Consider the following 26,119-nt stretch of genomic DNA (forward strand, 5'->3'; position numbering starts at 1 on the left):
TGTGGTGGTTTTTCGCGTGAATCGAGCCAACGTGTCGGCCAAATCTCCTGACCAAACAAACCAATGAGTTGGTTTTGATCCGCTATGCTCTCGGCATGTCCTTGAGCAGCCGCTCGGAACACACGCGAGCCCGCCTGCTTGCGGCCGCACGCTCGGAGTTCGCCGCGTACGGCATGAGCGGAGCCCGTGTCGACCGCATCGCCCTCAACGCCGGGATCAACAAGGAGCGCATCTACAGTCACTTCGGCAGCAAGGCGGACCTGTTCACCGCGGTGGTCGCGGAAGCCCTGAGCGAGCACGCGGCCAAGGTCGGTCCTCCCTGCGGCGACCTGGGCGAGTACGCGGGACGGATCTTCGACTTCCATCGGGAGAACCCCGAGATGACGAGGTTGATGATGTGGGAGGCCCTGCACTACGGCAGCGACCTCCTCCCCGACGAACAGCTGCGGAGCGGGCACTACGCGCGCAAGGCCGCGGCCCTGGCCGAGGCGACCGGAGCGCCCCTGGACGACGAGGCGGCCGCGGCCACCTTCCTGGCGGTCGTCGGCATCGCCGTCTGGCCGTTGGCCTTTCCCCAGATGACGCGCCTCATCCTGGGCCGTGGCACGGAGAGCGTGCCGGACACACGCTCCTACGTCGTCGCCGTGGCCCGCACTCTTCCGCACCTGGAGAGGCGAACGGGATCGTCCAGGTCAGGAGTCGTCTCCTGACGACATCGCACGGACGTCCGCCTCCGCGAGCGGGGGCGTCTCCCGTGCGCGCCTCACCACCCGGTACGCAGCACGTGGTTGACGAGCAGGGCGGCCGAGGCCTGGAGGGCGAGCCACGCGCGGTGGTCGCGGGACGGCAGCAGCGCGACGGCGGGGACGAACCACACGAGGAAGGGGAGCCAGATGCGCTCGGTCTCGCCCTTGCTCATCCCCGACAGGTCGGCGACGGCGGTCGCGCAGAGCGCGGCCGTCACGAGGAGGACCACCGCGCCGGTGCCGGGCACGGCCGTGGGCAGCGCGCGCACCGCCCCCGGCAGCAGCGCGAGGACGCGCCGCGCCCCGGCGGCGGAGGCGGCCCCCGCCACGATCAACGCGTTGGCCAGGTTGGCCCACACCCAGTACCCGTAGGGCCGGACGGCGGCCACCCCCTGGTAGTACCGCTCCACCAGCAGGTGGTACCCCTCCCACCACCAGAAGCCCGCCGCCGTGAAGGCCGCGGCGACGGCCAGCGCACCCGCGAGGGCGAAGGGCAGGGGACGCACGGTGCGCGCGCACACCAGCACGGTCACCGCCAGGATCCCGACCAGGACCAACCCGTAGGACAGGTACACCGTCCAGCCGAGCAGCAGGCCGGACGTCAGCGCGGTGGCGCGGGGCGCGCGGGCGCCCGGAGCCGCCGCCACCGCGAGCAGGGCCAGACCCCACGCCGCCGCGGCGGCGAAGTATCCGTCCGCCGACGAGCCGATCCAGACCGCGCCGGGGAACAGCACCAGGAACGGGGCCGACCGGCGCGCCGCCTCCTCGGCTCCCAGCGCCCGGAGCGCGACGAGGACGGCCGCCGCGGCCGAGGCCCCGACCACGACGCACCAGAGCCCCGCCCAGACGCCGCCCCCGAGGCCGACCCGGTCCAGCGCGACGAACGTCAGGATCGCTCCGGGCGGATGCCCGGCGACGTGCGTCGGCCAGTTGTCGGGCGACCCGACGAGGATGTGCCCGGTGAACCCGCGCAGCGCGGCGCCCACGTCCGCGAAGCGGTCGACCGAACCCAGGTACTCGTAGGGGGACTCCAGCGGCTGGGCGAACCCCCGCCAGCCGTCGACGAGGGCGAGGGACAGCGTCCACAGTGCGGCCGCCGCCCACACGACCAGCGGCAGGCGGCGCCACGGAAGGATCCGCGCCACGGAGGGCCCGCAGGCGACCACCACCGCGGCCAGGGCGAGCGCGGGAACGCTGCCGGGACCCGAGTGCGGGTCCCAGGAGGCGTAGAGAGGGGGCCAGCCCACGTACAGGCTGGCGTCGGCGCGTTCGATCGCGCGTCCGACGGTCACGGCCAGCACGACGAGGAGCACGGCCCCGACCGCGGTGAGCACGTCGAGCCGACGTCCGGCACGCTCGTCGCCGACCGCCTCACGAACGTGGTTCTGGAGACCCCTCGACGTCACGCCGCCAGCCTAGGTTCGAGCCCGTCCCGGAGCCATGACGCCTCGTGGTGTGTCGCCGAGAACGCCTGTTCAGAGGGCGTTTCGTTCCCGGGGCGCACGGATCCGCTCGCCTAGCATGATCGCGTGCGCGGCCCGGCGCGAACGAGGGACGGAAGGCACGCATGGACGAGGACACCGACCGGACGAGCCCCTCCGCACCGGCGGTCTCCGGCGGGCCGCCCCCGCCACGCGACCGGTTGCGCGCCTTCCTTCGCGAGGGGCCGCCCTTCGGCCCCACACGCCCGGGGTTCTGGCGCAGCCCGATCCGCGGCCCCTGGACGACGTCGGTGCTGGGAGCCGTGCTGCTGGTCGGCCTCACCCTCGTGACCGTGACCGGGCTGCTGTCGTACGCCGCCTACAACCCCGACCTGACCCCGGTCAACGACAAGACCCCCGACAAGGGCCTGCTCGGGTTCTACCTCTTCCCCTGGCCCACCGACCCGCCCTGGCTCTACCGGCTGACCCAGGGCATCCACGTCACCCTGGGCATCGTGCTGGTCCCCGTGCTGCTCGCGAAGCTCTGGTCGGTCATCCCCCTCTTCTTCACGTGGCCGCCGGTCCGATCCGCGGCCCACGCCCTGGAACGGCTGTCGCTGCTGTGCCTGGTGGGCGGGGCGCTGTTCGTCTTCGCCACCGGGCTGCTGAACGTCCAGCTCGAGTACGTCTTCCCCGGCTCCTTCTACGTCCTGCACTTCTACGGCTCGTGGGTGTTCCTCGGGGGCTTCGTCGTCCACATCGCCACCAAGGCGCCGACGATGGTCCGGGCCCTGCGGGAGGGCCCTCCGAGTTCGGGGGAGTCCCCTGGCGGCGCGCCACCCGGTGACACCGGGCTCGTCACTCCCGACCCCGCACCCGCGACGCTCTCCCGCGGCGGACTGCTGGGCATGGTGGGGCTGGGATCGCTGACGCTGCTCGCGGTGACCGTGGGGCAGAGCATCGGCGGACCGCTGCGCGCGACCGCTCTGCTGGCCCCGCGCGGCAGGTCGGGCGACGGCCCCAACGGCTTCCCCGTCAACAACACCGCGGCCCGAGCCCGTATCGGGGCGGACGACGTCGGCGACGACTGGCGGCTGACCGTGCGCGGCGGCGGGCGTGAGGCCGTCCTCAGCAGGGAGGAGCTGCTCGCCCTCCCCCAGCACCGCGCGGCGCTGCCGATCGCCTGCGTGGAGGGGTGGTCGACGGAGAACCAGGACTGGTCCGGGGTCCGCCTCTCCGACCTGGCCGGCCTGGTCGGAGTCCCGGGTCCAACCGGGGTGTTCGTGGAGTCCCTCCAGCGCGGAGGCAGCTTCACCAGCGTCGGGCTGCGCGCCAACCAAGTCGGCGACCCCCGCTCGCTGCTGGCCCTGCGCGTCAACGGCGCGGACCTCTCGCTCGACCACGGCTATCCGGCCCGCGTCATCGTTCCGGCCAGTCCCGGCGTGCACAACACGAAGTGGATCGGACGGCTCACCTTCGGGGAGCTGCCATGACCGTCCTGCGGCGGTGGTACGGAGCCTCGGCCCTCCACCTCCTGCTCATGGTCGGGGCCTTCGCCCTCATCGGCTACGCGGGAGTGCGCCTTCTGGGCGGCGACGTCGTCGGCGTCCTGGTGTGGTTCGTCGGCGCCGCCGTCCTCCACGACCTGGTGTTCCTCCCGGGCTACAGCCTGGTCGACCGCGTCTGGCAGTCGGCGACCGGACGCCTGACACGGCGGAGGCGGACCACGGAGGGAGACGACCGGGCCCGGATCCGGCTGATCAACCACGTGCGCGTTCCCGCGGTCGTCTCCGCCCTGCTGTTCGTCGTCTACTTCCCACTGGTCCTCGGCCCCTCGGAGACCTACCTGTCCAAGAGCGGGCTGCCCGGGCACCCGTTCGCCGGACGGTGGCTGCTGGTCTGCGCGTTCCTGTTCGCCGCCTCCGCGGTGGTGGGAGCGGTCCGGTACCTACGCGCGTCCTCGGGCGCCCGCTCGGCCTGAGGAACCGCCACACCCGGTCCGGCGGAGCGCAGTGCCGCGAACGTGCGCCCCCCGACCTCCCACGACTCCGCGTGCGACCACCCCGACCGCTCCGCCAGCCGCAGGAGCGCGAAGAGCCCGAGCCGGGCCCACGGGAAGGGGGCGCCGATCAGGCCCCACCCGTCGGTGACGCGCACGGTCATCCGTTCACAGACGTCCTCCCGGGCGGTCTCGACGATGAGCAGTCCGCCGGACCGCACCAGATCCCGCACCCGGGCGAGGAGTCTCTCGGGGGCCCCGCCGATCCCGATGTTGCCGTCCACCAGCAGCGCGGTGCCCCAACGGCCCTCGTCGGGCAGGGGGTCGAACGCCGACTGGCACAGCGCCCTTCCGCCCGCCGCCTGAGCGCGCGCCACGGCCAGCGGGTTCAGGTCCACCCCCAGAGCGGGGCGACCGCGTTCGGCCAGCGCCGCCACCAGGCGTCCCGGCCCGCATCCCAGGTCGAGCGTGCTGCCCTCGCAGCGGTCCAGTGCGGCGGCGTCGACCGCGTCGACGCCGCCGCACCAGCGTTGGACGTCCAACGACAGCAGCGACCCGTCGGGCCGACGCATGAACAGGGGACCGTACCCCCTGACCAGCGCCTCGGTGTACGGGTCGCACCGCCACGCCGTCACGTCGGCGGGGGCGACCCCGAGTTCGGCCGCGCTCATCGCGCGCACCCCTCGGCCAGGGCCCGGACGGTGCGCCCGAACCGGCTCCAGGGGGCCTGCCGGGCGACCCGGGCGGCGTCCGCGGCGGTGTCCACGTCGACCAGGCGCGGCAGGTCGCCCACCCGAAGACCCGCGTCGGTCAGACGTCGGCGCTGCACCCGGCCGGTCCGGTCCGTCGACATGGGCACACCGAGCAGCAGGGCGGGGTCGGGATCCGCGAGGCCGAGCGCCCAGAACCCCCCGTCCTCGGACGCACCGAACCAGGCGTCCGCGCGCCGCCAGGCGTCGGCCGCCAACACGGGGGCCAGGATGCCCGCCGTGACCTGCGGCGTGTCCATGCCGAGCAGCAGCGTGGGCCCCGAACACCCGGCGAACGCGGCGGCCAGACGCTCGTCCAGCCCGCCGTCCGGCTGCGCGACCACGTCGAACCCGCCGTCCGGCAGCCACGGTCCCGGCCGTCCCTCCAGAGCCAGCACCCTCCTGCGCGCCGGAAGCGACAGCACGGTGTGCAGTGTGTCCTCCAGCGCCGCGGCGGCCACGCGCGCCGCCTCCTCCGGTGTGTACTCGGGCGCCAGCCGGGTCTTGACCCGGCCGGGGACGGGCTCCTTGGCGATCACCAGGAGCGTCGCCGACCCGGCCGCCGACCCGCCCTCCCCGCGGCCGTTCACAGGTTCCCTCCCACGGACCGCGCCCGTGTTCGCGTGGTGGGCTCGCGCAGCACGGAGGCCATGTCCCGCACGGCCGTCCACGTCCCCCGCCACGTGCCGGTCACCTTGGAGGCGCCGACGCGCGGGTGGTAGGGGACGTCCACCTCGTCGATCCGCCACCCCGCGGCCGCGGCGCGCACGACCATCTCCAGGGGGTAGCCGGAGCGGCGATCGGTGAGTCCGAGTGCGAGGAGGTCCTCCCTCCGCGCGCCGCGCATGGGGCCGATGTCGCGGATCCGCACTCCGGTGCGCCCCCGCAGCATCCCCGCGACCACCGCGTTGCCCCACCGGGCGTGGGCGGGCCAGGCACCGGCCACGGTGGGTCGACGGCGCCCCACGACCAGGTCCGACGCGCCCTCGCGCACGGTGTCCACCAGCAGCGGGAGCAGGGACGGGTCCAGTGAGGCGTCGCAGTCGCAGAAGCACACGATGTCGGCGGTGGCCGCGAGGAGCCCCGCGTGGCACGCCGCCCCGAACCCCCGCCGCGGCTCGGTGACGACCAGGGCCCCCAGCCGTTCGGCGATGCCCGCGGACCCGTCCGTGGACCCGTTGTCCACCACGATCGGCCGCCACCCGGAGGGGACGCGCTCGATGACCCACGGCAGTGCCGAGGCCTCGTCGAGGCACGGCAGGATCACGTCCACCGGCGGTCGCCGGTGCTCTCGCGCCGGGTCTGCGGGCTCTTCCGAGGGGCGGTCCTGACACGTGGTGGAGTCATCGCTCTCACGTCGCTCATCGATCACGATCATCACGCTACGAAGCGAACCGACTCCGATGGGGGAGGTGTGCTCCGCGACACGCGGGCGCCCCCGTCACCTCGCCGACGCGTCCGCCCCGGACCGGGCGCGCAGCCCCGCCCGCGCGAACTCCGCCACGCCCTCGGTGAACCCGACGCGCGGACGCCAGCCGAACTCCTCGGTCAGGCGCGCGGAGCGGGCGGTGATGTGCCGGACGTCGCCCAGCCGGTACTCGCCGGTGACCTCGGGGTACGGCCCCCCGTGCACCTCCGCCAGGGCCCACGCCATCTCCCCGACCGTGTGCGGTGTCCCGCTGCCGGCGTTGAACGCGGACAGGACCCCCTCCGGCCGTTCGGAGAGCGCTTCCAGCACCGCCACGTTGGCGTCGGCCACGTCGCGGACGTGCACGAAGTCGCGCCGCTGGCGACCGTCCTCGAACACGCGCGGAGCCTCGCCCCGGGCCAGGGCCGAGCGGAAGAAGGACGCCACACCGGCGTAGGGGGTGTCGCGCGGCATGCCGGGGCCGTACACGTTGTGGTAGCGCAACGACACCGCGCGTCCGCCGACGGCCCGCGCCCACGCCGCGCACAGGTGTTCCTGGGCCAGTTTGGTGGCGGCGTAGACGTTGCGCGGGTCGGTCGGGGCGTCCTCGCCCACCAGTCCGGGCTCCAGCGGCGCCCCGCAACGGGGACACGGAGGGTCGAAACGACCGGCGGCCAGGTCGGACTCCCGACGCGGCCCGGGCCGGACCCCACCGTGCTCGGCGCAGGTGTAGGTCCCCTCGCCGTAGACCACCATGGACCCGGCCACCACGATGTCGCGGACCCCCCGGCGGGCCATCGCGGCCAGCAGCGTCGCGGTGCCGAGGTCGTTGCAGCCGACGTAGTCCGGCGCGTCGTCGAAGTCCGAGCCCAGTCCCACCATCGCCGCCTGGTGGCACACGGCGTCCACTCCCAGCAGCGCCCGTTCCACGGCCTCGCCGTCGCGGACGTCGCACACCAGGTCGACCTCCGCGTCCCCGCGCGGCCGCCCCGCGTGCGCCTGCGGCAGGAGGACGTCGAGCGTCACCGCCGTGTGCCCGGCGGCGCGGAGGGCCTCCGCGACGTGCGAACCGATGAACCCAGCACCACCAGTGACGAGTACGCGCATGCGGCCAACGTTAGGCGCCGGGCGCCGCACGGGCCCCGGGGCACGCCGCCGACCGGGGATCCGGGTGGAACCGGTCGCGCGGCCCGGCGCCACCGCGCGCGAAGCGACGCGGAGCCCGCGACGACGGAGCCGGTCCAACGGCGACCCGGGTCCACCGCCGTGTCCCCCCTGGTCGGAGCGGCCGCCGGGGCGATACTCGGGCCATGCTCAGCGCACTTCTCGAACGCATCGTTCCGGCCAGCCAACGTCGCACGGTGGACGAGATGGTGCAGGACCTCGACCTGTCGGCGGGGGACAGCAGGGCCAAGCGCTCGGCGTTCTGGACGATGCTGACGCTGTCGGCGGTCATCGCGGCGGGAGGGGTGATCACCGACTCGACCGCCACGGTGATCGGCGCGATGATCATCGCTCCCCTGGCCACGCCGATCATGGGCATCGCCCTGGGATCCGTCCAACGGCGGCGGACCAGGTCGGTCCGTGTCGTCCTCCTCGGCTGCCTGCTGGTGATCGGCGTGGGGCTGCTGTTCTCCTTGGCCCTGCCCGACAACTACAACCTTCTCTCCAACGGCCAGGTCTCCGGGCGGACCTCGCCGGGTCTGATGGACCTGGTGTCCGCGATCGCGACGGGCCTCGCCGGCGCCTTGGCCCTGTCCCGCCGGGACGTCGCCGCCGTGCTGCCGGGGGTGGCGATCGCGATCTCCCTCGTCCCTCCCCTGGTCGTGGTGGGGGTGTGCCTCGGGCACTTCGCGTTCTGGCCCGCCGCGGGCGCGCTCGTGCTGTTCCTGTCCAACCTGTTCGGCCTGGTCGCCGCCGGGATGGCGGTCTTCGCGGCGGTCGGGTACGGGGCCGGGGATGCCGGACGGACGCCCCGTAGGACCCGGTTCGCCATGGCCCTGCTGTTCACGGTCGTGTTCATCCCGCTCGTCGGCAACACCACGATCACGCTGCTCATCGACCTGTGGACGGCACGGGCGCGGGAGGCCGCCCACGCGTGGCTCGCCGACGATCCCGGATCGTCCGTCACCCATGTGGACATGGTGTCGCGGACGATCCAGGTGCACGTCCGCACCCCGGGTGACCTCCCGCCGAAGGAGGACCTGATCGAACGGCTCGACGGCCAGGTCCCCAGGGGCATCCCGGTCGTGGTCCAGACGACCAACGGCCAGCGCATCGACGCGGGCGTGGTCGGGCAGTGACGGTCAGGAGACCGCACGGCGGGTGGCCGACCGCATCGGGTGGCCGCGACGCCCAGCCGGTTCCGGTCGGTCGACCCGCCGGAAGCGGCTAGCCGTGGCCGGAGCGGCGGAGTCGATGCCAGGCGGTCGCCCAGCGGCGGCGTTCGGCCTCGTCCTCGCCCGCGCAGGCGGTCACGAAGGCCATGAGGACGACGTAGCGCGGCAGGCAGGCCCCTTCGAGGGCGGCACGGAAGGTGGAGCTCTTGACCGCTCCCCCGCACAGGTACTCCAGCTCGGCGTAGGACCAGTCGCCCGCCCAGACGAGGTAGCGGCGCATGGTCAGCAGGAACTCGGCGGCGGTGGCGGCGTGGGTGGGGTCGGGGCGCTGGTGGTATCCGGCGCGGTCACGGACCGCACCGGGCCGCTCGACGGCACCGCTCACGGGCGTGGCGAGAAGGCGGTCCAACCAGCCCACTCCGCCGAAGGAGTCGTGGGGACCGGTCGGTTCGAGGACGCCCGTGCTGCTCACACCGTCTCCTTTTCACCGGGCGGGACGACGACCACGATCATTGACGCGCGCTGACGCCGACCATGCGGGAACGCGCACGCGCGAGAAGTAGGGGGAACACCGATGACGGGACGTTGTGGAGAGAATCCCGACTGATCGGTTACCGAGAAATCTACCGGATGAAGACGACACACGAAAGCGTCCGACGCCCCCTTGGGGACGAGGCCTTCGTCTCCTCGGCACAGGTCGGCGAGTCGGCGAGGCGACCCTTGGGGGAATTTTCCTTAAAAAGGGGGAGAAGGTGATCTCACGCACCGGAGAAAACGTCATCAATCACCACGCGATATCCGCACATGTTTCACCTGGTGCTCCCACAGAAACGATCCCTTTCATCCCAGATCAGACGAACCGGAACCCTTGGTAACGGATGTCCGTAATCCGGTCACGGGGACCAGGCAACGACGGTCGCGTCGTCGTGCCCCTTGCCCCGAGGATGACGCGTCCCCTCGGGATCGGCGCGTTCCAGCTCGCGGACCAGGCTCACGAGGGCGTCGGGACCGTCCTTCGTCACCAGGGTCAACGCCTCGTCCCAGCGGCACGCGCCGAACACCTCGACGGCCCTGCTCGCCCCGTCGGTGAGCGCCGCGAAGGTCCCCGGGAGCAGCGTCCCCGTGAGCGCCTCGTCGGCCGCCGCCGGGTCGGCGCCCGCCGTCCAGAAGCCGCCGGGCACGTTGCGGTACGCCTCGACGCCGGGATTCGGACCCACCGTCAGAGCCGCCCCGCCCCGATCGGGCGCCACCCCTCGCGTGGTGCGCCCAGCCCCGGCGTCCCGCGATCCGACGGCCAGCCGTTCCTCGAGATCGTCCAACCGGGTGTCGGCGACCACGCGCACCCCCTCCGGCTGTTCCGCCACCAGCACGGAGTCGGACAGGACCAGGTACTCCAGGACGCCGTCGCGCACCCGCACCGCGACGACGGTGGCGGACGGCGTCCGGGGGTTGGCGAGGTCGCAGGTGGCGGCGTGCAGCGAGGACACGCCCGCGATCGCCTCCGCCAGGGCCTCGTCCAGGGGCGGTCCCGCGTCCGCCCCGGCCAGCAGCAGACCGCCCAGGGACCGGGTGAACCACGCCACCCCGTGGCGGCATCCGTTGTCCGGGCGCGCGGTCACGCCGTCGAGCAGCACCGCGCAGTCGGCGCTCACGGCCGCGAAGTCCTCGTTCGGATGGTCGGGGCGTCCGGGGTCCGTGGCGATCCGGAAGGGCACGCGCTTCTCCTCGCGTTCGTGGACGGTCGGGGCCGCGGGTGGACGCTTCCCCGACCGTCCCTTACCCGGTGTCCGGCCGCGGTCACGGCCGAGAATGCCCGAGGATCCGGCCCACCCCCGAGGACCACGATGACGACCTCGGCCCGCGGGGCGGCACCGACCAGACCCGACCCCGCCCGTCAGTACACGACGACCGTGGTGTTCACCTCCATCGTTCCGCTCTCCCACAGCCAGTCCATCGCGGCCATGCTCACCCGGGCGCAGCCGTGCGAGGCGGGGTGGGCCGGGACGCTCGGGTATCCGTGGACGGCGATCCCGCCGTTGAAGTACTTGGGTCTGTACAGCGCCCCGTAGGGCCCGGGGTCCCACGCGTCGACCTCGCGGAAGACCCTGTACGTCCCGGTGGGCGTGGTGGCGATGACCTCGGTCCCGTCCCACCGCTCGTAGGGCCGACCCGACCCGGTGGAGGTGTTGATGATCCGCTCGACCTCGCCGTCGGAGACGACGAGCAGGAGCTGGTCGTCGAGGTCGATCTCCAGCAGATCGCCGGAGCCGGTGCTGGCGGACGGGCGCACACCCTGGTCGAGGGCGTTCTCGGTGTCGGGACCGACGACGCCGTCCCGGGCGATCCCGGCGGCCTTCTGGAGGGCGATGACGGCCTGTTCGGTGTGGTAGCCGAACTCGCCGTCCACGCCGTTGGTCCAGTAGCCGAGCTCGTTCAGCCGGTTCTGGAGCTCGGTCACGTCGGCGCCGGAGTCGCCCTCCCGCAGATCGGGCGGAAGCGTGGCGGGGGCGGCGACGCTCGGCGTGGCGGCGTGGGCCGGGGCGGCGAGCAGGACGGCGCCGGTCCCGAGCGCGCACGCCGCGGCCAGGGCCAGGACGGCGGTGCGGGCGAGGGGTCGGGGGCGGCTTCGGACAGGGGGTGACAGTGGGGTTGCCATACGCCACATCTACCCACGCGCCCGGCGTTTTCCTCATCGAAACCGCGCCTGTGGACAACTCCGTCGCATCCGCGCGGGTCAGGCGTCAGCGCCGTTCCGCGAACGCCCGGGCCGGACTCCCGAACGGAACCGCGACCGCGTGGGAGGCCGTAAGGGACGGTATGAACCCCTCGACGACCTCCACCCCCCGACCGGTCCCCTCCGCCGCCCGGCACGCGCTGGCGGGGGTCGGCGTCCTGGTCACCGGACTGCTGTTCGGCGTCGTCACCCTCTTCCTCCCGGCCGTCCTCCCCTTCCCGCCGTTCCGCGATATCGGCGGATCCTCGGCCCTGTGGTGCGCCGTCACCCTCGGCGTGGGCGCGGCGCTCGCCCGCTTCCGCACCGGCTTCGTGCTCCCCGCCGGGGCGCTCTTCCTGGTCGCCTCCGTGGTGGGGTACTACGGATTCGTCGTGGCCGTGTTCCCTGGCCCCACCACCCTCGCCGACGTCGACCGATGGCTGCTCCCCGCCTGGGCCTGGCTGGTGGCCGCCGGCTTGGCCGGGCCCATCCTCGCGCTGACCGGGACCTTCCTGGTGCGCGACGTCCCCCGCTGGCTGCGACTCGGCGCGCTCGGTCTGCTGGGCGCGGTCTTCGTCGCCGAGTCGCTGCGCGTGCTGGTGGACGAGGTGACGCTCGCGCTGAGCCCGGTCCCGATGCCGCCCGACGACGGCTCGCGACTCTGGTGGTACGCCGACCAGGCCGTGCAGGCCGTCGCCGGTCTCCTGCTCACCGTCCTGGCGTCCCGCCGGAAGGCGGACCGGCTGCCCGCCCTCGGCGTCGTCCTCCTCATGGCCGTGGTCTGGAGCGCGGGCATCGATCTGGTGTGGGACCTCCTGATGCCCCCGACGTAGCCCCCACGACCACGGCCGATCCGCTCAGCGCTGCCGCGACCGCCCGTGCAGGGAGGCCGCCACCTGGACCAACGCCCGGCAGCGCGCGAACTCCACGGCGGTGAAGGGCACGCCCACCCTGCGGACGACGAGGACCGTCCCGTCCGGCGCGGGCAGGGTCATCGTGGTCCCGTCCGTGTCCTCCCGGCCCATCCCGTCCGGCGCCTCCTCCGCCCGCTCCACGTCCTGGGCGGAGGCCAGGGACAGCAGCGCCCCCTCCAGCGTGGCGGCGCCCTCCACCAGCGCGCTGACCAGCCTGAGCGTGCGGCTCGTCGTGTCGCTGAGTTCGTGGACGTCGGCCGGTCGGACGATCGCGTCGCGGACCCCGGCGCCCAGGACCGCCGAGTAGAGGGTCTCCTCGACCACGTGCGCGGGCGCGCTGACGAGGAACTCGTCGGTGGTCTCGGCCTCGTCCGGGTGGACCCGCACGAGCCTTATGTCGACTCCCAGCGAGGCGAAGCGCGCGGTGAGCGCGGCGAGCCCGCCCGGGAGGTCGGCGAGTGTGACCCGCACGCTCCACAGCCGGTCCACGGCCCCCTCAGGCCGATCGGGAACGGCTTCGCGGGCCCTGCGACCGCCCTTCCGCGCACGGCCGCCCGCCCGGGACCGGCGGGTCACCGCGCTCCGGTGGCGGTGCCAGCGGTGCAGTGCCGAGACGGCGAGCAGGATCGCCCCCATGGTGATGAGGGCGCGGACACCGCCGTCACTGTGTCCGAGGGAGAGCACCAGCACGTGCGCCGCACCGGCGGCGAGCAGCAGTACTCCCAGGTCCAGCGCCTCGCGGCCGAGGAAGCCGGGGCGCGTGCGGTCGTCGGTTCCGTAGCTGCCTTCGGAAGCGTCCATGCCCACCACGGTGCCCATCCGACGTTGCGTCGCGTCGTCACTCTGTGAATCCCAGGTAACGACGCGGGGTGGCCCGTGTCACGGAGTGCGATCGGGGCCGGTCAGCAGCCAGTCGACCATGGTGCGCAGTTCCGCGCGGGCGCGGTCGGCGTCGAAGTCGTCGTCCCCCGCGGACAGGAAGACCGCGTCCACGAGGTGGTGGATCCAGCGGGCGGCCCGCTCCGGCGGGAAGGCGGGCGGCCGCCCCGCGTCGGCCAGGGCACCCAGGAGGGTCGTGAGGGTCTCGACCGTGCGCTCCTCGTCCTCACCGAGCAGACGCGCGAACTCCGGGTCCCGGTTGACCTGGAACAGGGCCGCCGCCATGAGGCCCGGGACGAGCGGGTCGTCGGCGTCGGCGACGAGGTGGTCGACCAGACCGTCGATTCCCGCGCGCGGGTCCCCGGCGGCCAGAGCGCGTTCGCGGGCGCGCGCGCCGCCCTCCAGGTCGTCGGCGAAGAGCGCGTGGAAGATCTCGCGCTTGGTCGGGAAGTAGTGGAACAGCGTGCCGGAGCCGATGCCCGCGCGGCGGCAGATGCTCGCCGTGGAGGTGCCGTCGAGGCCCTTCTCGGCGAACTCCTGGGCGGCGGCGGCCAGGATGGCGGCCCGCCTGCGGGCGTGCTGTTCGGGGTTGACGGTGCGCATCCCGCGCAGCATATCGGCGCCGCGCGCGGACTCCCGACCGCGCCCGGGCTATTAATAGAGTGATTGCTCTGTTAATGTCGGTGACATGCCCAACGCTCCGACCGCCCCACGTCCACGCCTCCACCGCCGACTGCTCCCGGTGATCGGCCTGCTCCTGCTCTCCCCCGTCTGCGCCGAGTACCTCATCGGCTACGACGCCAACGTCGGCAGACCGCTCGTCCTCCTCGGCGGGCTGCTCATCCTCGGCCCCCTGTACGGCGCGGTCGCCCTTCTCATCCGGGAGATCGCCCGCCGGACCGGGCGCGGCTGGCCGACGATCCTGCTCCTCGCGCTGGCCTTCGGCGTCATCCAGGCCGGCCTCGTCGACCAGAGCCTGTTCAACCCCGTCTACCGGGACATCGACTACTGGGACGGCATGCGCGCTCCCACGCTCGTCGAGGAGATCGGGGTGAGCGCCGACATGGGACTCACCTTCCTGCTGGGCCACACGGTCTGGTCCTTCGGCGCGCCGATCGCCGTGGTCGAGGCCCTCGCCCCGCGTGACCTCGCCCGCCGCCCGTGGCTGGGCTGGTTCGGCACCTCGGTCGTGGCCGTCCTCTACCTCGCGGCGGCCTACCTCGTGTTCGACGACCACCTGTCCACCGAGGACTTCACCGCCTCCCCGGGCCAGCTCGCCGGAGCGGCGGCCGTCGTGGCGCTCCTGGTCCTGGTCGCCCTCACCCTGCCGCGCCGACGGGCGCACGGGTCGGAGCCCGGGTCCGCCCGGAGGGCTCCGTCGCCCTGGCTCGTCGGTGGTCTGACCCTCCTCGCGGCGGCGGGGTCGATGTTCCTCCCGCCCACCTGGCCGGGCTTCGCGGGCAAGCTGGCCGTGCTCGCCGGACTCGCCGCCCTGGTCTGGGCGTGGTCACGGGGCGAGGGCTGGTCCGGGCGGCACGTCGTCCTGGTGGCCGGAGCGCCGCTCGTCGTCAACGGGCTGCTGTCGTTCGTGGTCGAGCCCCTGGGCGAACCGGTGGCGCCGCTGCTCAAGTACGGCAGCAACGCCTTCTTCGCCCTGTTGGTGATCGCCCTGGTCGCCTGGGGTTACGTCCGGAGCTCCCGCCGGGAACGGGCGGAGCGGACCGACCCGGCCCACCCGACCACGGTCTGAGCGCGCCCCGCCGGGCGCGGGCCCTCGTCTCGCGAAACGGTCACTCCGCAGTGCCTACCCCCGCCCGGCGAACGGCATCTCCCTGGCCATCACGGTCACGCGCGGAACGGACACGTCCAGCGGCAGGGAGACGACGTGGGCGACCATGTCGGCCACGTGCACCGGGTCGATCGTGGGCTCGGCCCGTGTGGACCCGTCCGCCTGCAACGCCTCCACGCCGAAGTCGGCCACCATCGGCGTCGCCGCGTTGCCCACGTCGATCTGCGTGCAGGGGATCCCGTGCGCCCGCAGGTCCAGGTTCATCGCGGCGGTCAGCCCGGTGATCGCGTGCTTGGTGACGGTGTAGGCCACGCTCAGCGGACGCGGCACGTACGCCGACACCGACCCGTTGTTGACGACGCGGCCCCCGCTCGGCGACTGCTCCTTCATCAGGCGGACCGCCTCTCGCGCGCAGTACAGCGAGCCGGTCACGTTGGTGGCCAGCGTGCGCTCCCAGTCCTCGTCCGTGATCCCGTCCACCGACGCCCTCGGGCCGAAGATCCCCGCGTTGTTCACGAGCACGTCGACCCGGCCGAACCGCTCCCGGACCACGTCGAACAGCTCCCGCACGGAGTCCGCCGAGGTCACGTCGGCCTCCACGACCACGGCGCCGGGGTGCCCGTCCGCCGTCTCCTCCAGCGTCGCGCGCCTGCGCCCCGCCAGGACCACGGAGTGCCCGTCGGCCAGCAGCCGCCGGGTCATGGCGCGGCCCAGACCCGACCCCGCTCCCGTCAGCACCACGACCTTCCGGTCGTCTCCGGTCGTCCCGGCAGTCGTCGACGTCACCAGCTGTTCCTCCCCGTCCGCTCGGCAGTCGGAGGTTATCCGGGGCGGACTCCGCCGGTGCGACCGGGGGCCGACCTCGGCGCGCCGCCGTCCACGCGTTCGTGAGGACCCCTCTTCGAGAAAACCCCTCGCCCGCCCCCTGCCCCTGTGTTAGCCTCACTCCCTCGCGGCGACCCGGACCTGTGCGAGATCAGGGACGTGCCGGATCCGGCCTCGCCCGCGGCGGCCCCGCCCCGGCGCCGAGACCGGACGTTCACCCCAGCACGGTCTCGATCCGCCAGGGAGCCACACCCATGCGTGTCCACCGCGCGGTGTTCGCCCGAGGGCTGCGCCGCTACTCCACCTACCGTGCCGCCACGGTCGCACACGTGTTGACCAACGCGGTCTTCGGCGTCGTCAACGCGATGGTCCTGCTCGCGCTGTTCGCCGCCCGCCCCGAGATCAACGGCTACGACGCGCGCGACGCCGTCACGCAGGTGTTCGTCGCCCAGGCGCTGCTCGGCGTGTCCGCCGTCATGGGGCCGCCCCTGGACCTGGAGGAACGCATCCGCGACGGAGCGGTGGCGATCGACCTCCTGCGCCCGGTGTCGCTCCAGGCCTGGTGGCTGGCGGACGACCTCGGCCGAGCGACCTTCCAGCTCGCCTTCCGCTCCGTCCCCACGTTCGGCGTCGGGGTCCTCCTGTTCGACCTCCGGTTCCCGGACGGACTCCTCGGCTGGGCCGCCGTCCTGGTCTCCTTCGCCCTGGTCGCCGTGGTCGCCTTCGCGTTGCGCTACCTGTACGCGCTGGCCGGGTTCTGGCTCACCGACACCCGGGGCGTGTGGGCGGCGGCCGGGCTGCTGGGACCGGTGGCCGCCGGGACGCTGCTGCCGCTCACCCTGTTCCCGACGGCGGTGGGCGACGTGCTGCGGCTGCTGCCGTGGGCGTCGATGGTCCAGATCCCCGCCGAGATCCTGCTCGGCAAGGACACCCTGCCGGGCGGGAGCGTGGTCGGCGGTCTGGCCCTCCAGGCGTTCTGGGCGGCCGTGCTCCTGGCCCTCGGCGCGCTGGCGACTTCCCGGGCGACGCGCAGGGTGGTGCTCCAGGGTGGCTGAACCGCTCACGACCCGCGCGCTGTGGCCGCTGCGCGCCTACGTCCGGCTGGCGTGGACGTGGTGCCGCGCCCTGGCCCAGTACCCGACCTCCCTCATCCTGCTCACCGTGTTCGTCTCCCTGGGCGCGCTCGCGGAGATGACCGCGGTGCTGATCGTCTTCGGCCACGCGGGCGAGCTGGCCGGATTCGGCGTCCACGAGGGACTCCTGGTCTACGGGCTGTCCGCGACCGCGTTCGGGTGCGCCGACATGCTCATGGGTTCGGTGGAGCGCCTGGGTCGGCACATCCGGTCCGGGGCCTTCGACACGATGCTGGTCCGCCCGGTCCCGACGCTCGTGCTGCTGGCCACCGACCAGTTCACGCCGCGCCGGCTGGGCAAGATCGTGCCCGCCGTCGGGGCCCTCACCGTCGCCCTCGTCGCGTGCGACATCGACTGGACGCCCGCGCGCGTGCTGACGCTGCCGGTGCTGCTGGTCTCCGCGATCGCCCTCTGCTGCGCCGTGTGGGTCGCGGGCGCGTGCATCCAGTTCGTCCTCCCCGAGGCGCACGTGGCCGCCAACTCCCTCACCTACGGCGGGCAGGCACTGACCGAGTACCCACTCGCCGTCTACGGCGGGGCGGTCGTGCGCTCGGTGACCTTCGTGGTCCCACTGGCCTTCGTCAGCTGGCAGCCCGCCCTGTTCCTGCTCGGCCGCCCCGACCCGACGGGCCTGCCGGACGCACTCCGCTTCGCCCCGCCCGTCGCCGCCCTCCTCATGTGCGCGGTCGCCGCCCTGTGCTGGCGCGCCGGGCTGCGCCGCTACCGATCCACCGGGAGCTGACCCATGACCGCGAACCACCCGACCGCGAACCGCCCTCCCATCGTCGAGGCCGTCGGCCTGGGCCGCGACTTCGTCCTGCGCGAGGGCCCCTTCCTCCGCCGGCGGAAGCGGACCGTCAGCGCCGTACGCGACGTGACCCTCAACGTCCAGCCGGGCGAGATCGTCGGCTACCTGGGGCCGAACGGCGCGGGCAAGAGTTCGACGATGAAGATGCTGACCGGCATCCTCACCCCCACCGCGGGCCGGGTCCGGGTCACCGGACTGGAGCCCTCCCGCCAACGCACCCGGCTGGCCTCGCGCATCGGCGTCGTGTTCGGCCAGCGCACCACCCTGTGGTGGGACCTCCCGCTGCGCGACAGCCTGGAGCTGACCCGGCACATGTACCGCGTCCCGGCCGCCGACCACGCTCGCCGCCTCGCCGAACTCACCGACCTGCTGGAGCTGGGCCCGTTCCTGTCGACGCCCGTGCGCCAGCTCAGCCTCGGCCAGCGCATGCGCGGCGACCTGACGGCGGCGCTCCTGCACGGGCCCCGGCTGCTGGTGTTGGACGAACCGACCATCGGCCTGGACGTGGTGAGCAAGTCCGCCATCCGCGAGTTCCTCCTCCGGCTCAACGCGGAGGAGGGGACCACGATCCTGCTCACCACGCACGACCTCGGGGACGTCGAACGGCTGTGCCGACGGGTGGTGGTGATCGACCACGGACGGCTCGCCTACGACGGCGACCTTCCGGGGCTGCGCGCGAGTGTGCCCACCCCCCGTGTCCTGGTCGTGGACCTGGCGGCCCCGGCCCCGCCGATCGAGGTGCCGGGCGGCCGCTGCGTACGCGTGGAGGGCCCTCGGCAGTGGGTGGAGCTGTCGGCCAACCCGGCGTCGGTGATCTCCGAGGTCACGCGGCGGCACGAGGTCGCCGACCTGACCCTGCGCGAGCCCGACATCGAGCACGTGGTCGCCGCCCTCTACCGCGGCGCGGTCCCCACCCGGGATTAGGGCGTGTATGGCGGACACGTGCCCTGCTACACGTCGCCCCAGCACAACTCTCGCCGCGTTCTCATCAGTCGAAAGGACCCCAGTCCCGGTGCCCGCCGCCTCGGTCCTGACGTCCACCCCGTCCGCGAACCGGTACTCCGCCCGGCCGTGGCCCGGCCCAGCCCGGCCGCCCCCGCTCCGACCAGCGGCGACCGGACGGTCCGGGGGAGGACCGGACCCCGCCCCACACGGACTTCCCCGCGAACGGAAGGATGTCCGACATGGGTATCTGGCTGGGGATCATGTTCGCGGTCCTGTCCTGCACCGCCTACACGGCGGCGGCGGTGGCGCAGCGTCGACTGGCCGTGCGCGTGACCGCCCCGCTCACCGGTCGCCGCCAGGTGGTCGGCCTGCTGCGCCACCCGCTGTGGTGGGTGTCGCTGGTGTTCAACGGGGGACGCGCGGGGTTCCAGGTCGCGGCGGTCAGCTTCGCCCCGCTCACCGTGATCCAGCCGCTCGGCGTCCTCGTGCTCGTGTTCGGCATCCCGTGGTCGGCCAGGCTGGGCGGACGGCGCGTGAGCCGCGCGGAGTGGCGCGGCGCGGCGTTCACGGTCGTGGCGCTCGGCGCCCTGCTCGCGGTGTCGGTCACCAACGGCCAGGGCGGTGTCCTCGACACGCCCGACTCCGTCCTGGTCGGGGTCGGCACGACCGCGCTCCTGCTGGTCACGGCGTGGGGCGCGGGCCGGGTCCCGTCGACGGCGTGGCGCAGCTACCTGCTGTCGGGGGCCGCCGGGGTGGCCTTCGGGGTCTCCTCCGCCACCGTCAAGACGTCCGTCGCCGTCATCGCCGACACCGGGGCCGCCGGTCTGGCGCACCCCGCCACCCTGGCCACGCCCGTGATCGCGATCCTCGGCCTGTTCCTCGCCCAGGCCGCCTACCAGGGCATGGACCTCGGAGCGCCCCTGGGCATCACCACGCTGACCAACCCGGTCGCGGCCTCCGTGGTCGGGGTGGCGTTCATGGGTGAGTCCTACGCGGGCGGCTGGGTGGGCGGCGCGGTCGCGCTGGTGAGCGCCCTGCTGGCCGCGCACGGCATCCGCCTGCTCACCGTCCCCCAGGGCACCGCGCGAACCGAGGCGGTCGCGGACGCCGACCGGCGCCACGACAGCATGCCGAGCTGATCGGGAACGGGACGGGTCCGACGACGGTTCGCGGGCACGGAGCGGCCGGGCCGGGGTTGGTATCCTGACGTGCGTTCGTGTTCGGAGTGAGGAACGGGGGAGGTGGGGTCGATGACCGCGCTGACGGCCACCGTGCACAGCACCCGGGTCTCCCTCACGTCCCGGGCCGTGGCCTGACCCTCGTCCGCCCCGCTGGGAGCGTGAGCTCGCGGGGTACGTCCACGAACACCACTCCAGAACGGGTCACCACCCATGAACAACACCTGGACCACGCGCGCCGAGACACGCGCCGACATCCCCGCGATCCGTGAGATCAACCGCGCCGCCTTCGGCCGAGACGAGGAAGCCGACCTCGTCGACGCCCTGCGCGCCGACGCGTCCGCGTGGATCGACGGCCTGTCCCTCGTCTCCGCGGACGAGGACGGCCGCGTCGTCGGCCACGCGCTGCTGACCCGCTGCCACATCGGCGACGTCCCGGCCCTGTGTCTGGCGCCGTGCGCCGTCCTGCCCGAGCTGCAGGGAACCGGCGCCGGGTCCGCGGCCGCCCGGGCCGCGCTCGAAGCGGCGGGGGAGAGGGGCGAGCGTCACGTCGTCGTCCTGGGGCACCCGACGTACTACCCCAGGTTCGGCTTCACCCGTGCCTCCGCCCACGGCATCCGCCTGAGCGTCGACGTTCCGGACGAGGCGCTCATGGCCCTCGCCCTGGACGCCGCACACCCGCTGCCCGGCGGAACCGTCCGCTACGCGGCGCCGTTCGGCATCTGATCCGCGGCCGCGGTGCGGGGCGTCCACGCGCTCCGCACCGCGGTGTCGTCCGTCGCTCCCGCCTCCGTCAGGCCATCCACCGGTTGGTGATCGGCAGGCGCCGGTCCCGACCCAGGTTGCGCCGGGTGATCTTGGGACCCGGCGGGTACTGGCGGCGCTTGTGCTCGGCCCGGTCGACCAGGCGGACGACGTGCCGCACCAGGTCGGGGGCGAACCCGGCGGCCGTCAGCGCCGCGACCCCCTGGTCGGTGCCGATGTAGGCGTCCAGCAGGCCGTCGAGAACCTCGTACTCCGGGCGCGCGGGCGCCGGGTCGAGGACCCCCCAGCCGCTGACCGGCCTCCGTTCCAGGGAGGCCTCCGGGATGGGCGGCCCGCCGCCCGCGCCGACGTCTTGGGCGTTGCGCCAGCGGGCCAGCTCCCACACCAGGGTCTTCCAGCAGTCCTTGAGCGGTGCGTAGGCTCCCACCGCGTCGCCGTAGTGGGCGCACATCCCGGTCGCGAGCTCGGTCTTGTTGCCGGTCGCCAGGACCAGGTGCCCCTCCTGACGGGAGAGGGCGGTGAGGAGCGCGCCCCGCGCCTGGTCCAGGAGAGCGCCCCGGCCCTCGTCGTCGGAGACGAACGCCGACTCCAGCGCGTCCAGCAGACCGTCCGTCGGGTGCAGGCGCCGGATGAGGTCCTGACGCTTGATCAGGTCCTCGGCGCGCTCCAGGGCTCCGGCGTCGGCGCCCCGCCCGGGGGTGACGAGAGCGTGGACGTGCTCCGGCCCGACCGCGTCGGCGGCGATGGTGGCGGTGAGCGCGGAGTCCGCGCCGCCGGAGACGCCCACCAGGACCGAGGTGAACCCGTTCTTGCGGACGTGGTCGCGGACACCGGTGACGAGCGCGGTGTAGACCTCGCCGAGGTCGCTGAGCGGGTCCCTGCGCGGGGTCAGGACCGGTGAGCGCGACTCGTAGGGCGCGGCGGGCTGGTCGGACACGGTGTACCGGACGATCCGGAAGCCGCCCGCCTCCGTCAACTCGTCCGCCGAGTCCTCCGCCGGGGGGAGGGAGACGTCGGTGACCAGCAGTGCGTCCTCGAACTGCGCGGCCCGGGCGACCAGCTCCCCGTCGGCGTCGACGATGAGGGAGTCGCCCTCGAAGACCAGGTCGTCCTGGCCGCCGGTCATGTTGACGTACCCGATGGCCGCGCCGATCTCCCGCGCTCGCCGCTGGCACAGCCCGAGCCGCACGTCGTCCTTGTGCCGCTCGTAGGGGGAGCCGTTCAGCGTGATGAGCATCCCCACACGGGCCTCGGCCGCGGCGGCGACGGGCCCGCCGTCCTGCCACAGGTCCTCGCAGATGGCGAAGGCGAAGTCGACGCCGTGCAACCGCAGCACCGGAAGGGTGTCACCGGGGACGAAGTAGCGGAATTCGTCGAAGACGCCGTAGTTGGGCAGGTGGTGTTTGGCCGAGACGAGTCGGACGCGGCCCCGGTGCAGGACCGCGAGCGAATTCTGCGGCGCACCGGAGGGCTGACCGAACCGGGCCTCGGCGCCCTCCCTGCGATTCAGGAATCCGATGACCGTCGGAAGATGTCCGAGCCCCGCGGCGGAAAGCCGTTCGGCGAGTTGGTGGGTGGCCTTGGTGGACGCGGAGACGAAGCCGTCCCGCAGGGCGAGATCCTCGACCGAGTATCCCGTCACGACCATCTCGGGAAACACGACGAGATGGGCTCCAGCGTCGCTCGCCTCACGAGCGTAAGCGACGACGCTGTCGCAATTTTCTTCCAGATCACCCACAACCGGGTTGACCTGGGCCAGAGCTATACGAAGTTGTACCACGGCGTGAACGGTAGCGAATGAGTTAACACGGACGCAACATGTCACATTCCTATAACTGCGATAATTCGTGGACTTTCGGACACGTACAGTGATCCCTTTTGTCAGTTCCTCCATGCGCGTATCACGTGATGTGCACCACAAGGACTCCCGCCGATTCGGCGCGTGGAAGCGGCGAGGCCGGGACACCGCCCGGTCGGTCGACCGCGCCCCGGCGCGCCGCCTCATTCCGGGAACGCCACCCCAACGCCCTTCCGGGAACGCCGCCCCGCCCGGCCGACGCCGACCGGAGACCGAGTCCCACTCGGAACGTGACCGCGAGCACATTGACCGCATCACTCCCCAAAGTGACGTATCTTGCACGACGGGCGTTTTTCCCTCGATCCAGTCGGGGCCCGCCACACCTCGGCGGCCCGGGCGCTTCGACCGGCGATGATCTCGACCGCGTCATCGCGCTCCGTGTTCGAGCTCCGACGGAAAGCCCCACACCGCACGCAACCTCCGCCCGACCCCCCGCGGACACGAACCGGTCGCGGAGCGAGACAACGCCGTCTCCGCCGACGACGAAGGGAACGTTCCCTGTGGAAGCCTTCAGTGCTGGCGTCTCCAGCTTCAACGACGCCTTCTGGGCGTACCTGCTCATCCCCGTGCTGCTCATCCTGAGCCTGTACTTCACGGTGCGCTCCAAGGCCGTGCAGTTCCGCCTGCTGCCCGACATGTTCCGCGCGATGCGGGGCGACCCGGGCCTCGCGGCCGACGGCGGCAAGCCCATCTCGGCGTTCCAGGCCTTCGCCGTCTCCGCCGCCGCCCGCATCGGCACCGGCAACATCGCGGGCGTGGCCACCGCGATCGCCCTCGGCGGCCCCGGCGCGGTCTTCTGGATGTGGGCCATGGCGCTGATCGTGGGCGCGGCGAGCTTCGTCGAGTCCACCCTCGCCCAGCTCTACAAGGTCGGCGGGAAGGAGGGGTACCAGGGAGGTCCCGCCTACTACATGGAACGCGGGCTCGGCGCCCGGTGGATGGGCGTGCTCTTCGCCGTGATCATCACGGTGACCTTCAGCCTCGTGTTCAACAGCGTGCAGAGCAACACCATCTCGGCCGCCATCTCCAACACGGTCTCCACCGCCACCGGAGCCGACCCCGCGCCGTGGCTGCCGTACGCGGTCGGCGCGGTGATCGCCGTGGCCACCGGTGTCATCATCTTCGGCGGCGCCCGCCGGATCGCCCAGGCCGCGACGGCGCTGGTGCCGTTCATGGCTGCGATCTACGTCCTCATGGGCCTGGCCGTCGTCGTGATGAACGTCGGCCAGATCCCCGCCGTCATCGCCGACATCGTCGCGCACGCGTTCGGCCTCCGCGAGATCGCGGCGGGCGGCATCGGCACGGCGATCGTGCAGGGCATGCGCCGCGGCATGTTCTCCAACGAGGCCGGGCTCGGCTCGGCGCCCAACGCCGCCGCCAGCGCCTCGGTCAGCCACCCGGTCAAGCAGGGCCTCGTGCAGACCCTGGGCGTCTACTTCGACACCCTCATCGTCTGCTCCACCACCGCGTTCATCATCCTGCTGTCCAACCCGACCTACACCGAGGAAGCCGGTCCGACGCTGACGCAGAACGCGCTGGAGGCCAGCCTGGGCTCGTGGGCGCTGCACCTGCTCACGCTGATCATCCTGCTGGTGGCCTTCACCTCCGTGCTCGGCAACACCTTCTACGGCGCCTCGAACATCAGCTACCTCACGCGCAACCCCTCGGCCATGATCGCCTTCCGGTTCACGGTCGTCGTGGTGACCTTCCTCGGCGCGATCGGCTCCGGCGGCCTCGTCTGGACGCTGGCGGACACGACCATGGGCATCATGGCCCTGGTCAACCTCGCGGCGCTGGCCTTCCTGGCGCCGATCGCCTGCCGCCTGCTCGACGACTTCGTCCGACAGCGCCGCCAGGGCTCGGACCCCGTCTTCACCAAGGCGAGCATGCCCGAGCTCACCGGGGTCGAGTGCTGGGGCGAGGAGAACCTGGACCGGGCCCGGAAGGTGCCCGGACGGGGCTGACCCCCGGATCACCCCCTGTCACCGGCAGGGTTCCCGGCCACCGGTGACCGACGCCCAGGGGGCGGTGCCGCCACGGCACCGCCCCCTCTCGTGTCCTCGGGCGGACGCCCAGGCTGATTGAACGGCCAGGCCGGGTGGGGTTTCACGTGAAACCCCACCCGGCCACGCCCGTCACGCGGAGTAGCCGACCACCCCCATCATGCCCGCCTCACCGTGGTAGACGTTGTGGCAGTGCGTCATCCACAGTCCGGGGTTGTCGGCGTCGAAGTCGAGGGACAGCGTCTGCCCGGGCAGCAGGTTCACGGTGTCCTTGCGGGGCCCGTCCGCTCCGACCTGGACGTGGTGTCCGTGCAGGTGCATGGGGTGCCACATGGCGGTGGCGTTGGTCAGTGTGAGCCGGACCCGCTGCCCCTCGGCGACCCGGAAGACCCCGCCCGTCGGGTCCCGCGGGTCGAACCGGCGGTCGTTGAGTCCCCAGTTGAAGTTCACCATCCCCCCGGTCAGGTCGATCGCGTGCTCGACGTCCGGCTCACCCCCGTCCAAACGGGCTCCTTCCTCCGCCGTGAGGTCGGTCGCCACCACCACGCGGCCGTCCAGCTCCTCCGGGCGGACGTCGGCCTCCGGAGCCGATCCGCCGCCCGTGCGCACCACGGTGAACCCGGTTCGGTCCTTACCCTCAGCCAGAGCCACCAGCGGAAACGTCCCGTCCTCCACGGTGACCAGTACGTCGAAACGCTCGCCCATGCCGACCACCAGCGCGTCGGCCTCCGTGTGCTCGACCGGGTAGCCGTCGGTGTGGGTGACGGTCATGACGTGCCCGCCGAGCGCCACCCGGAAGGCGGTGTCGCCGCCCGCGTTGACGAACCGGATGCGCACCCGTGCGCCCGGAGCCGCCTCGAAGGTCCGCGGGTCCCCCGTCGGTCGACCGTTGACCAGGTACTCGGGGTAGTACACGTCCCCGGCGTCGCCGCCCAGGTAGTCGCTGGTGGCACCCATCAGGGTGGAGCCCATGCGCATCGGGCCGCCCCCGTCGCCCGACCCGTGGCCCATGCCCTGTCGAAGCTCGGCCAGGACGTCGTCAGGGGTGCCGTCCACACCGTCGAGCCAGTCGTCGAGCACGACCACCCACTCCTCGTCGTACGACAACGGCTCGTCCGGGTCCTCGACCACGAAGGGGACGTACAGGCCCCGGTCGAGCTGGGTGCCCACGTGCGGGTGGAACCAGTGCGTGCCCGGGTTGGCGGCGACGAAGCGGTAGGTGAACCGCTCGCCCGGGGCGACGGGGTCCTGGGTGAGGCCGGGGACCCCGTCCATGTCGTTGCGCAGCGCCAGGCCGTGCCAGTGCACGGTCGTGGGGGCGGGCAGGTCGTTGACCAGTTCGGCGACCACGGTGTCACCCCTCCGGACGCGTACCTCCTCGCCGGGGATCGAGGAGCCGTAGGCCCAGGTGGCGACGGTCGTACCGGCGAGGTCGAACTCGGTGGGCGCTGCGGTGAGGGTCACCCGTCGCTCGCGTCCGGTGGCGGAGCGCGCCTCCTCGGTGGCCTGGACGCGGGGGTCTTCGGGGCTGACGAGCGACGCCGTCTCCCCCTCCCCCGAGCAGGCGCCGAGGAGGACGGCCCCGCCGAGGGCGACGCCCCCGCCGACGACCGTGCGGCGGGTGATTGCGGGCATGCGGGAACGGAA

The 26,119-nt window shown here is 73.0% G+C and carries 24 protein-coding genes and 1 pseudogene; 12 read left to right on the forward strand and 13 right to left on the reverse strand.

All coding sequences use genetic code 11. The features are described 5' to 3' along the window. The first annotated feature begins 95 nt into the window (after positions 1-95). Positions 96-710 carry a TetR family transcriptional regulator gene (locus AB0I72_RS21485; RefSeq protein ID WP_358571459.1) on the forward strand — a complete coding sequence of 205 codons (615 nt, stop codon included), beginning with the start codon at positions 96-98 and terminating at the stop codon, positions 708-710. Positions 711-763: 53 nt separating this feature from the next. Here AB0I72_RS21485 and AB0I72_RS21490 read toward each other — a convergent pair whose 3' ends face one another. After that, positions 764-2,152, reverse strand: coding sequence for a hypothetical protein (locus AB0I72_RS21490; RefSeq protein ID WP_358571460.1), 1,389 nt, complete (start codon positions 2,150-2,152; stop codon positions 764-766). A gap of 161 nt (positions 2,153-2,313) precedes the next feature. Between AB0I72_RS21490 and AB0I72_RS21495 the strand changes: the two genes are divergently transcribed. Beyond that, complete coding sequence (locus AB0I72_RS21495; RefSeq protein ID WP_358571461.1) at positions 2,314-3,660, forward strand: molybdopterin-dependent oxidoreductase; 1,347 nt, start codon at positions 2,314-2,316, stop codon at positions 3,658-3,660. Then, the gene (locus AB0I72_RS21500) at positions 3,657-4,148 is read left to right on the forward strand and encodes a hypothetical protein (protein ID WP_358571462.1); all 492 of its coding nucleotides are present in this window, start codon (positions 3,657-3,659) and stop codon (positions 4,146-4,148) included. The genes AB0I72_RS21495 and AB0I72_RS21500 overlap by 4 nt, the downstream gene beginning before the upstream one ends. A 224-nt stretch (positions 4,149-4,372) precedes the next feature. Here the strand turns inward: AB0I72_RS21500 and AB0I72_RS21505 are convergent. From AB0I72_RS21505 to AB0I72_RS21520, 4 genes and pseudogenes are all read right to left on the reverse strand, one after another. Then, positions 4,373-4,837: pseudogene (locus AB0I72_RS21505) on the reverse strand (methyltransferase domain-containing protein); the annotation flags it as partial. Continuing rightward, a complete protein-coding gene (locus tag AB0I72_RS21510) occupies positions 4,834-5,505 on the reverse strand; it encodes a DUF2064 domain-containing protein (protein WP_358571464.1) in 672 nt (223 codons plus the stop codon). The pseudogene AB0I72_RS21505 and the gene AB0I72_RS21510, both read right to left, overlap by 4 nt. Further along, positions 5,502-6,188: a glycosyltransferase family 2 protein gene (locus AB0I72_RS21515; RefSeq protein ID WP_358571534.1), complete on the reverse strand. Its 687-nt coding sequence runs from the start codon at positions 6,186-6,188 to the stop codon at positions 5,502-5,504. Before AB0I72_RS21515 ends, AB0I72_RS21510 begins: the two co-directional genes overlap by 4 nt. A gap of 168 nt (positions 6,189-6,356) precedes the next feature. Next, the gene (locus tag AB0I72_RS21520; RefSeq protein ID WP_358571466.1) at positions 6,357-7,430 is read right to left on the reverse strand and encodes an NAD-dependent epimerase/dehydratase family protein; all 1,074 of its coding nucleotides are present in this window, start codon (positions 7,428-7,430) and stop codon (positions 6,357-6,359) included. Positions 7,431-7,633: 203 nt separating this feature from the next. Between AB0I72_RS21520 and AB0I72_RS21525 the strand changes: the two genes are divergently transcribed. Further along, positions 7,634-8,626, forward strand: a complete 993-nt coding sequence (locus AB0I72_RS21525; protein ID WP_358571468.1) for a DUF389 domain-containing protein — start codon at positions 7,634-7,636, stop codon at positions 8,624-8,626. An 88-nt stretch (positions 8,627-8,714) separates the two neighbouring features. Here the strand turns inward: AB0I72_RS21525 and AB0I72_RS21530 are convergent, their stop codons facing one another. From AB0I72_RS21530 to AB0I72_RS21540, 3 genes are all read right to left on the reverse strand, one after another. After that, complete coding sequence (locus AB0I72_RS21530; protein WP_358571470.1) at positions 8,715-9,134, reverse strand: hypothetical protein; 420 nt, start codon at positions 9,132-9,134, stop codon at positions 8,715-8,717. A gap of 421 nt (positions 9,135-9,555) precedes the next feature. Beyond that, the gene (locus AB0I72_RS21535; protein ID WP_358571472.1) at positions 9,556-10,377 is read right to left on the reverse strand and encodes a protein phosphatase 2C domain-containing protein; all 822 of its coding nucleotides are present in this window, start codon (positions 10,375-10,377) and stop codon (positions 9,556-9,558) included. Between the two features lie 179 nt (positions 10,378-10,556). Further along, entirely contained in the window at positions 10,557-11,318 is a 762-nt protein-coding gene (locus tag AB0I72_RS21540; protein WP_358571474.1) for a L,D-transpeptidase family protein, read from the reverse strand. 161 nt (positions 11,319-11,479) lie between these two features. Between AB0I72_RS21540 and AB0I72_RS21545 the strand changes: the two genes are divergently transcribed. Further along, on the forward strand, positions 11,480-12,208 hold the full coding sequence (locus tag AB0I72_RS21545) for a DUF6518 family protein (protein ID WP_358571476.1): 729 nt from the start codon (positions 11,480-11,482) through the stop codon (positions 12,206-12,208). Between the two features lie 24 nt (positions 12,209-12,232). Here the strand turns inward: AB0I72_RS21545 and AB0I72_RS21550 are convergent, their stop codons facing one another. Then, the gene (locus AB0I72_RS21550; RefSeq protein ID WP_358571478.1) at positions 12,233-13,090 is read right to left on the reverse strand and encodes an amino acid-binding protein; all 858 of its coding nucleotides are present in this window, start codon (positions 13,088-13,090) and stop codon (positions 12,233-12,235) included. Positions 13,091-13,168: 78 nt separating this feature from the next. Next, the gene (locus AB0I72_RS21555; protein WP_358571480.1) at positions 13,169-13,771 is read right to left on the reverse strand and encodes a TetR/AcrR family transcriptional regulator; all 603 of its coding nucleotides are present in this window, start codon (positions 13,769-13,771) and stop codon (positions 13,169-13,171) included. A gap of 85 nt (positions 13,772-13,856) precedes the next feature. Here AB0I72_RS21555 and AB0I72_RS21560 point away from each other — a divergent pair, with 85 nt between their 5' ends. Further along, complete coding sequence (locus tag AB0I72_RS21560; RefSeq protein WP_358571482.1) at positions 13,857-14,918, forward strand: hypothetical protein; 1,062 nt, start codon at positions 13,857-13,859, stop codon at positions 14,916-14,918. Between the two features lie 54 nt (positions 14,919-14,972). On the opposite strand, the gene AB0I72_RS21565 is transcribed toward AB0I72_RS21560, so the two are convergent. Beyond that, a complete protein-coding gene (locus AB0I72_RS21565; RefSeq protein ID WP_358571484.1) occupies positions 14,973-15,743 on the reverse strand; it encodes an SDR family oxidoreductase in 771 nt (256 codons plus the stop codon). A 293-nt stretch (positions 15,744-16,036) separates the two neighbouring features. Between AB0I72_RS21565 and AB0I72_RS21570 the strand changes: the two genes are divergently transcribed. The 5 genes from AB0I72_RS21570 (at position 16,037) to AB0I72_RS21590 (ending at position 20,572) form a co-directional block, all read left to right on the forward strand. Continuing rightward, positions 16,037-16,837, forward strand: a complete 801-nt coding sequence (locus AB0I72_RS21570; RefSeq protein ID WP_358571486.1) for an ABC-2 family transporter protein — start codon at positions 16,037-16,039, stop codon at positions 16,835-16,837. After that, positions 16,830-17,657, forward strand: a complete 828-nt coding sequence (locus AB0I72_RS21575) for an ABC-2 family transporter protein (RefSeq protein ID WP_358571488.1) — start codon at positions 16,830-16,832, stop codon at positions 17,655-17,657. The genes AB0I72_RS21570 and AB0I72_RS21575 overlap by 8 nt, the downstream gene beginning before the upstream one ends. Positions 17,658-17,660: 3 nt before the next feature. Continuing rightward, complete coding sequence (locus AB0I72_RS21580) at positions 17,661-18,647, forward strand: ATP-binding cassette domain-containing protein (protein WP_358571490.1); 987 nt, start codon at positions 17,661-17,663, stop codon at positions 18,645-18,647. Positions 18,648-18,898: 251 nt separating this feature from the next. Further along, complete coding sequence (locus AB0I72_RS21585; protein WP_358571492.1) at positions 18,899-19,807, forward strand: DMT family transporter; 909 nt, start codon at positions 18,899-18,901, stop codon at positions 19,805-19,807. Between the two features lie 252 nt (positions 19,808-20,059). Beyond that, positions 20,060-20,572 (forward strand): N-acetyltransferase, encoded by a 513-nt coding sequence (locus AB0I72_RS21590; protein WP_358571494.1) that lies wholly within the window; start codon positions 20,060-20,062, stop codon positions 20,570-20,572. Between the two features lie 67 nt (positions 20,573-20,639). Here the strand turns inward: AB0I72_RS21590 and AB0I72_RS21595 are convergent, their stop codons facing one another. Then, positions 20,640-22,391, reverse strand: coding sequence for an NAD+ synthase (locus AB0I72_RS21595; RefSeq protein ID WP_358571496.1), 1,752 nt, complete (start codon positions 22,389-22,391; stop codon positions 20,640-20,642). A gap of 578 nt (positions 22,392-22,969) precedes the next feature. Between AB0I72_RS21595 and AB0I72_RS21600 the strand changes: the two genes are divergently transcribed. Beyond that, entirely contained in the window at positions 22,970-24,433 is a 1,464-nt protein-coding gene (locus AB0I72_RS21600; protein ID WP_358571498.1) for an alanine/glycine:cation symporter family protein, read from the forward strand. A gap of 171 nt (positions 24,434-24,604) precedes the next feature. Here the strand turns inward: AB0I72_RS21600 and AB0I72_RS21605 are convergent, their stop codons facing one another. Beyond that, positions 24,605-26,107: a multicopper oxidase family protein gene (locus AB0I72_RS21605; protein WP_358571500.1), complete on the reverse strand. Its 1,503-nt coding sequence runs from the start codon at positions 26,105-26,107 to the stop codon at positions 24,605-24,607. Between the last annotated feature and the right edge of the window lie 12 nt (positions 26,108-26,119).

This window comes from Nocardiopsis sp. NPDC049922, from assembly GCF_040660275.1.
Classification (GTDB): Bacteria; Actinomycetota; Actinomycetes; order Streptosporangiales; family Streptosporangiaceae; genus Nocardiopsis.

Excerpts from the sequence above, each read along its gene's own strand:
- AB0I72_RS21550 (WP_358571478.1), bottom strand. The coding sequence starts at position 13,090 with ATGGACGCTTCCGAAGGCAGCTACGGAACCGACGACCGCACGCGCCCC.
- AB0I72_RS21540 (WP_358571474.1), bottom strand. The coding sequence starts at position 11,318 with ATGGCAACCCCACTGTCACCCCCTGTCCGAAGCCGCCCCCGACCCCTC.
- AB0I72_RS21495 (WP_358571461.1), top strand. The coding sequence starts at position 2,314 with ATGGACGAGGACACCGACCGGACGAGCCCCTCCGCACCGGCGGTCTCC.
- AB0I72_RS21555 (WP_358571480.1), bottom strand. The coding sequence starts at position 13,771 with ATGCGCACCGTCAACCCCGAACAGCACGCCCGCAGGCGGGCCGCCATC.
- AB0I72_RS21590 (WP_358571494.1), top strand. The coding sequence starts at position 20,060 with ATGAACAACACCTGGACCACGCGCGCCGAGACACGCGCCGACATCCCC.
- AB0I72_RS21580 (WP_358571490.1), top strand. The coding sequence starts at position 17,661 with ATGACCGCGAACCACCCGACCGCGAACCGCCCTCCCATCGTCGAGGCC.
- AB0I72_RS21605 (WP_358571500.1), bottom strand. The coding sequence starts at position 26,107 with ATGCCCGCAATCACCCGCCGCACGGTCGTCGGCGGGGGCGTCGCCCTC.
- AB0I72_RS21500 (WP_358571462.1), top strand. The coding sequence starts at position 3,657 with ATGACCGTCCTGCGGCGGTGGTACGGAGCCTCGGCCCTCCACCTCCTG.
- AB0I72_RS21585 (WP_358571492.1), top strand. The coding sequence starts at position 18,899 with ATGTCCGACATGGGTATCTGGCTGGGGATCATGTTCGCGGTCCTGTCC.
- AB0I72_RS21570 (WP_358571486.1), top strand. The coding sequence starts at position 16,037 with ATGCGTGTCCACCGCGCGGTGTTCGCCCGAGGGCTGCGCCGCTACTCC.
- AB0I72_RS21525 (WP_358571468.1), top strand. The coding sequence starts at position 7,634 with ATGCTCAGCGCACTTCTCGAACGCATCGTTCCGGCCAGCCAACGTCGC.
- AB0I72_RS21545 (WP_358571476.1), top strand. The coding sequence starts at position 11,480 with ATGAACCCCTCGACGACCTCCACCCCCCGACCGGTCCCCTCCGCCGCC.
- AB0I72_RS21560 (WP_358571482.1), top strand. The coding sequence starts at position 13,857 with ATGCCCAACGCTCCGACCGCCCCACGTCCACGCCTCCACCGCCGACTG.
- AB0I72_RS21485 (WP_358571459.1), top strand. The coding sequence starts at position 96 with ATGTCCTTGAGCAGCCGCTCGGAACACACGCGAGCCCGCCTGCTTGCG.
- AB0I72_RS21520 (WP_358571466.1), bottom strand. The coding sequence starts at position 7,430 with ATGCGCGTACTCGTCACTGGTGGTGCTGGGTTCATCGGTTCGCACGTC.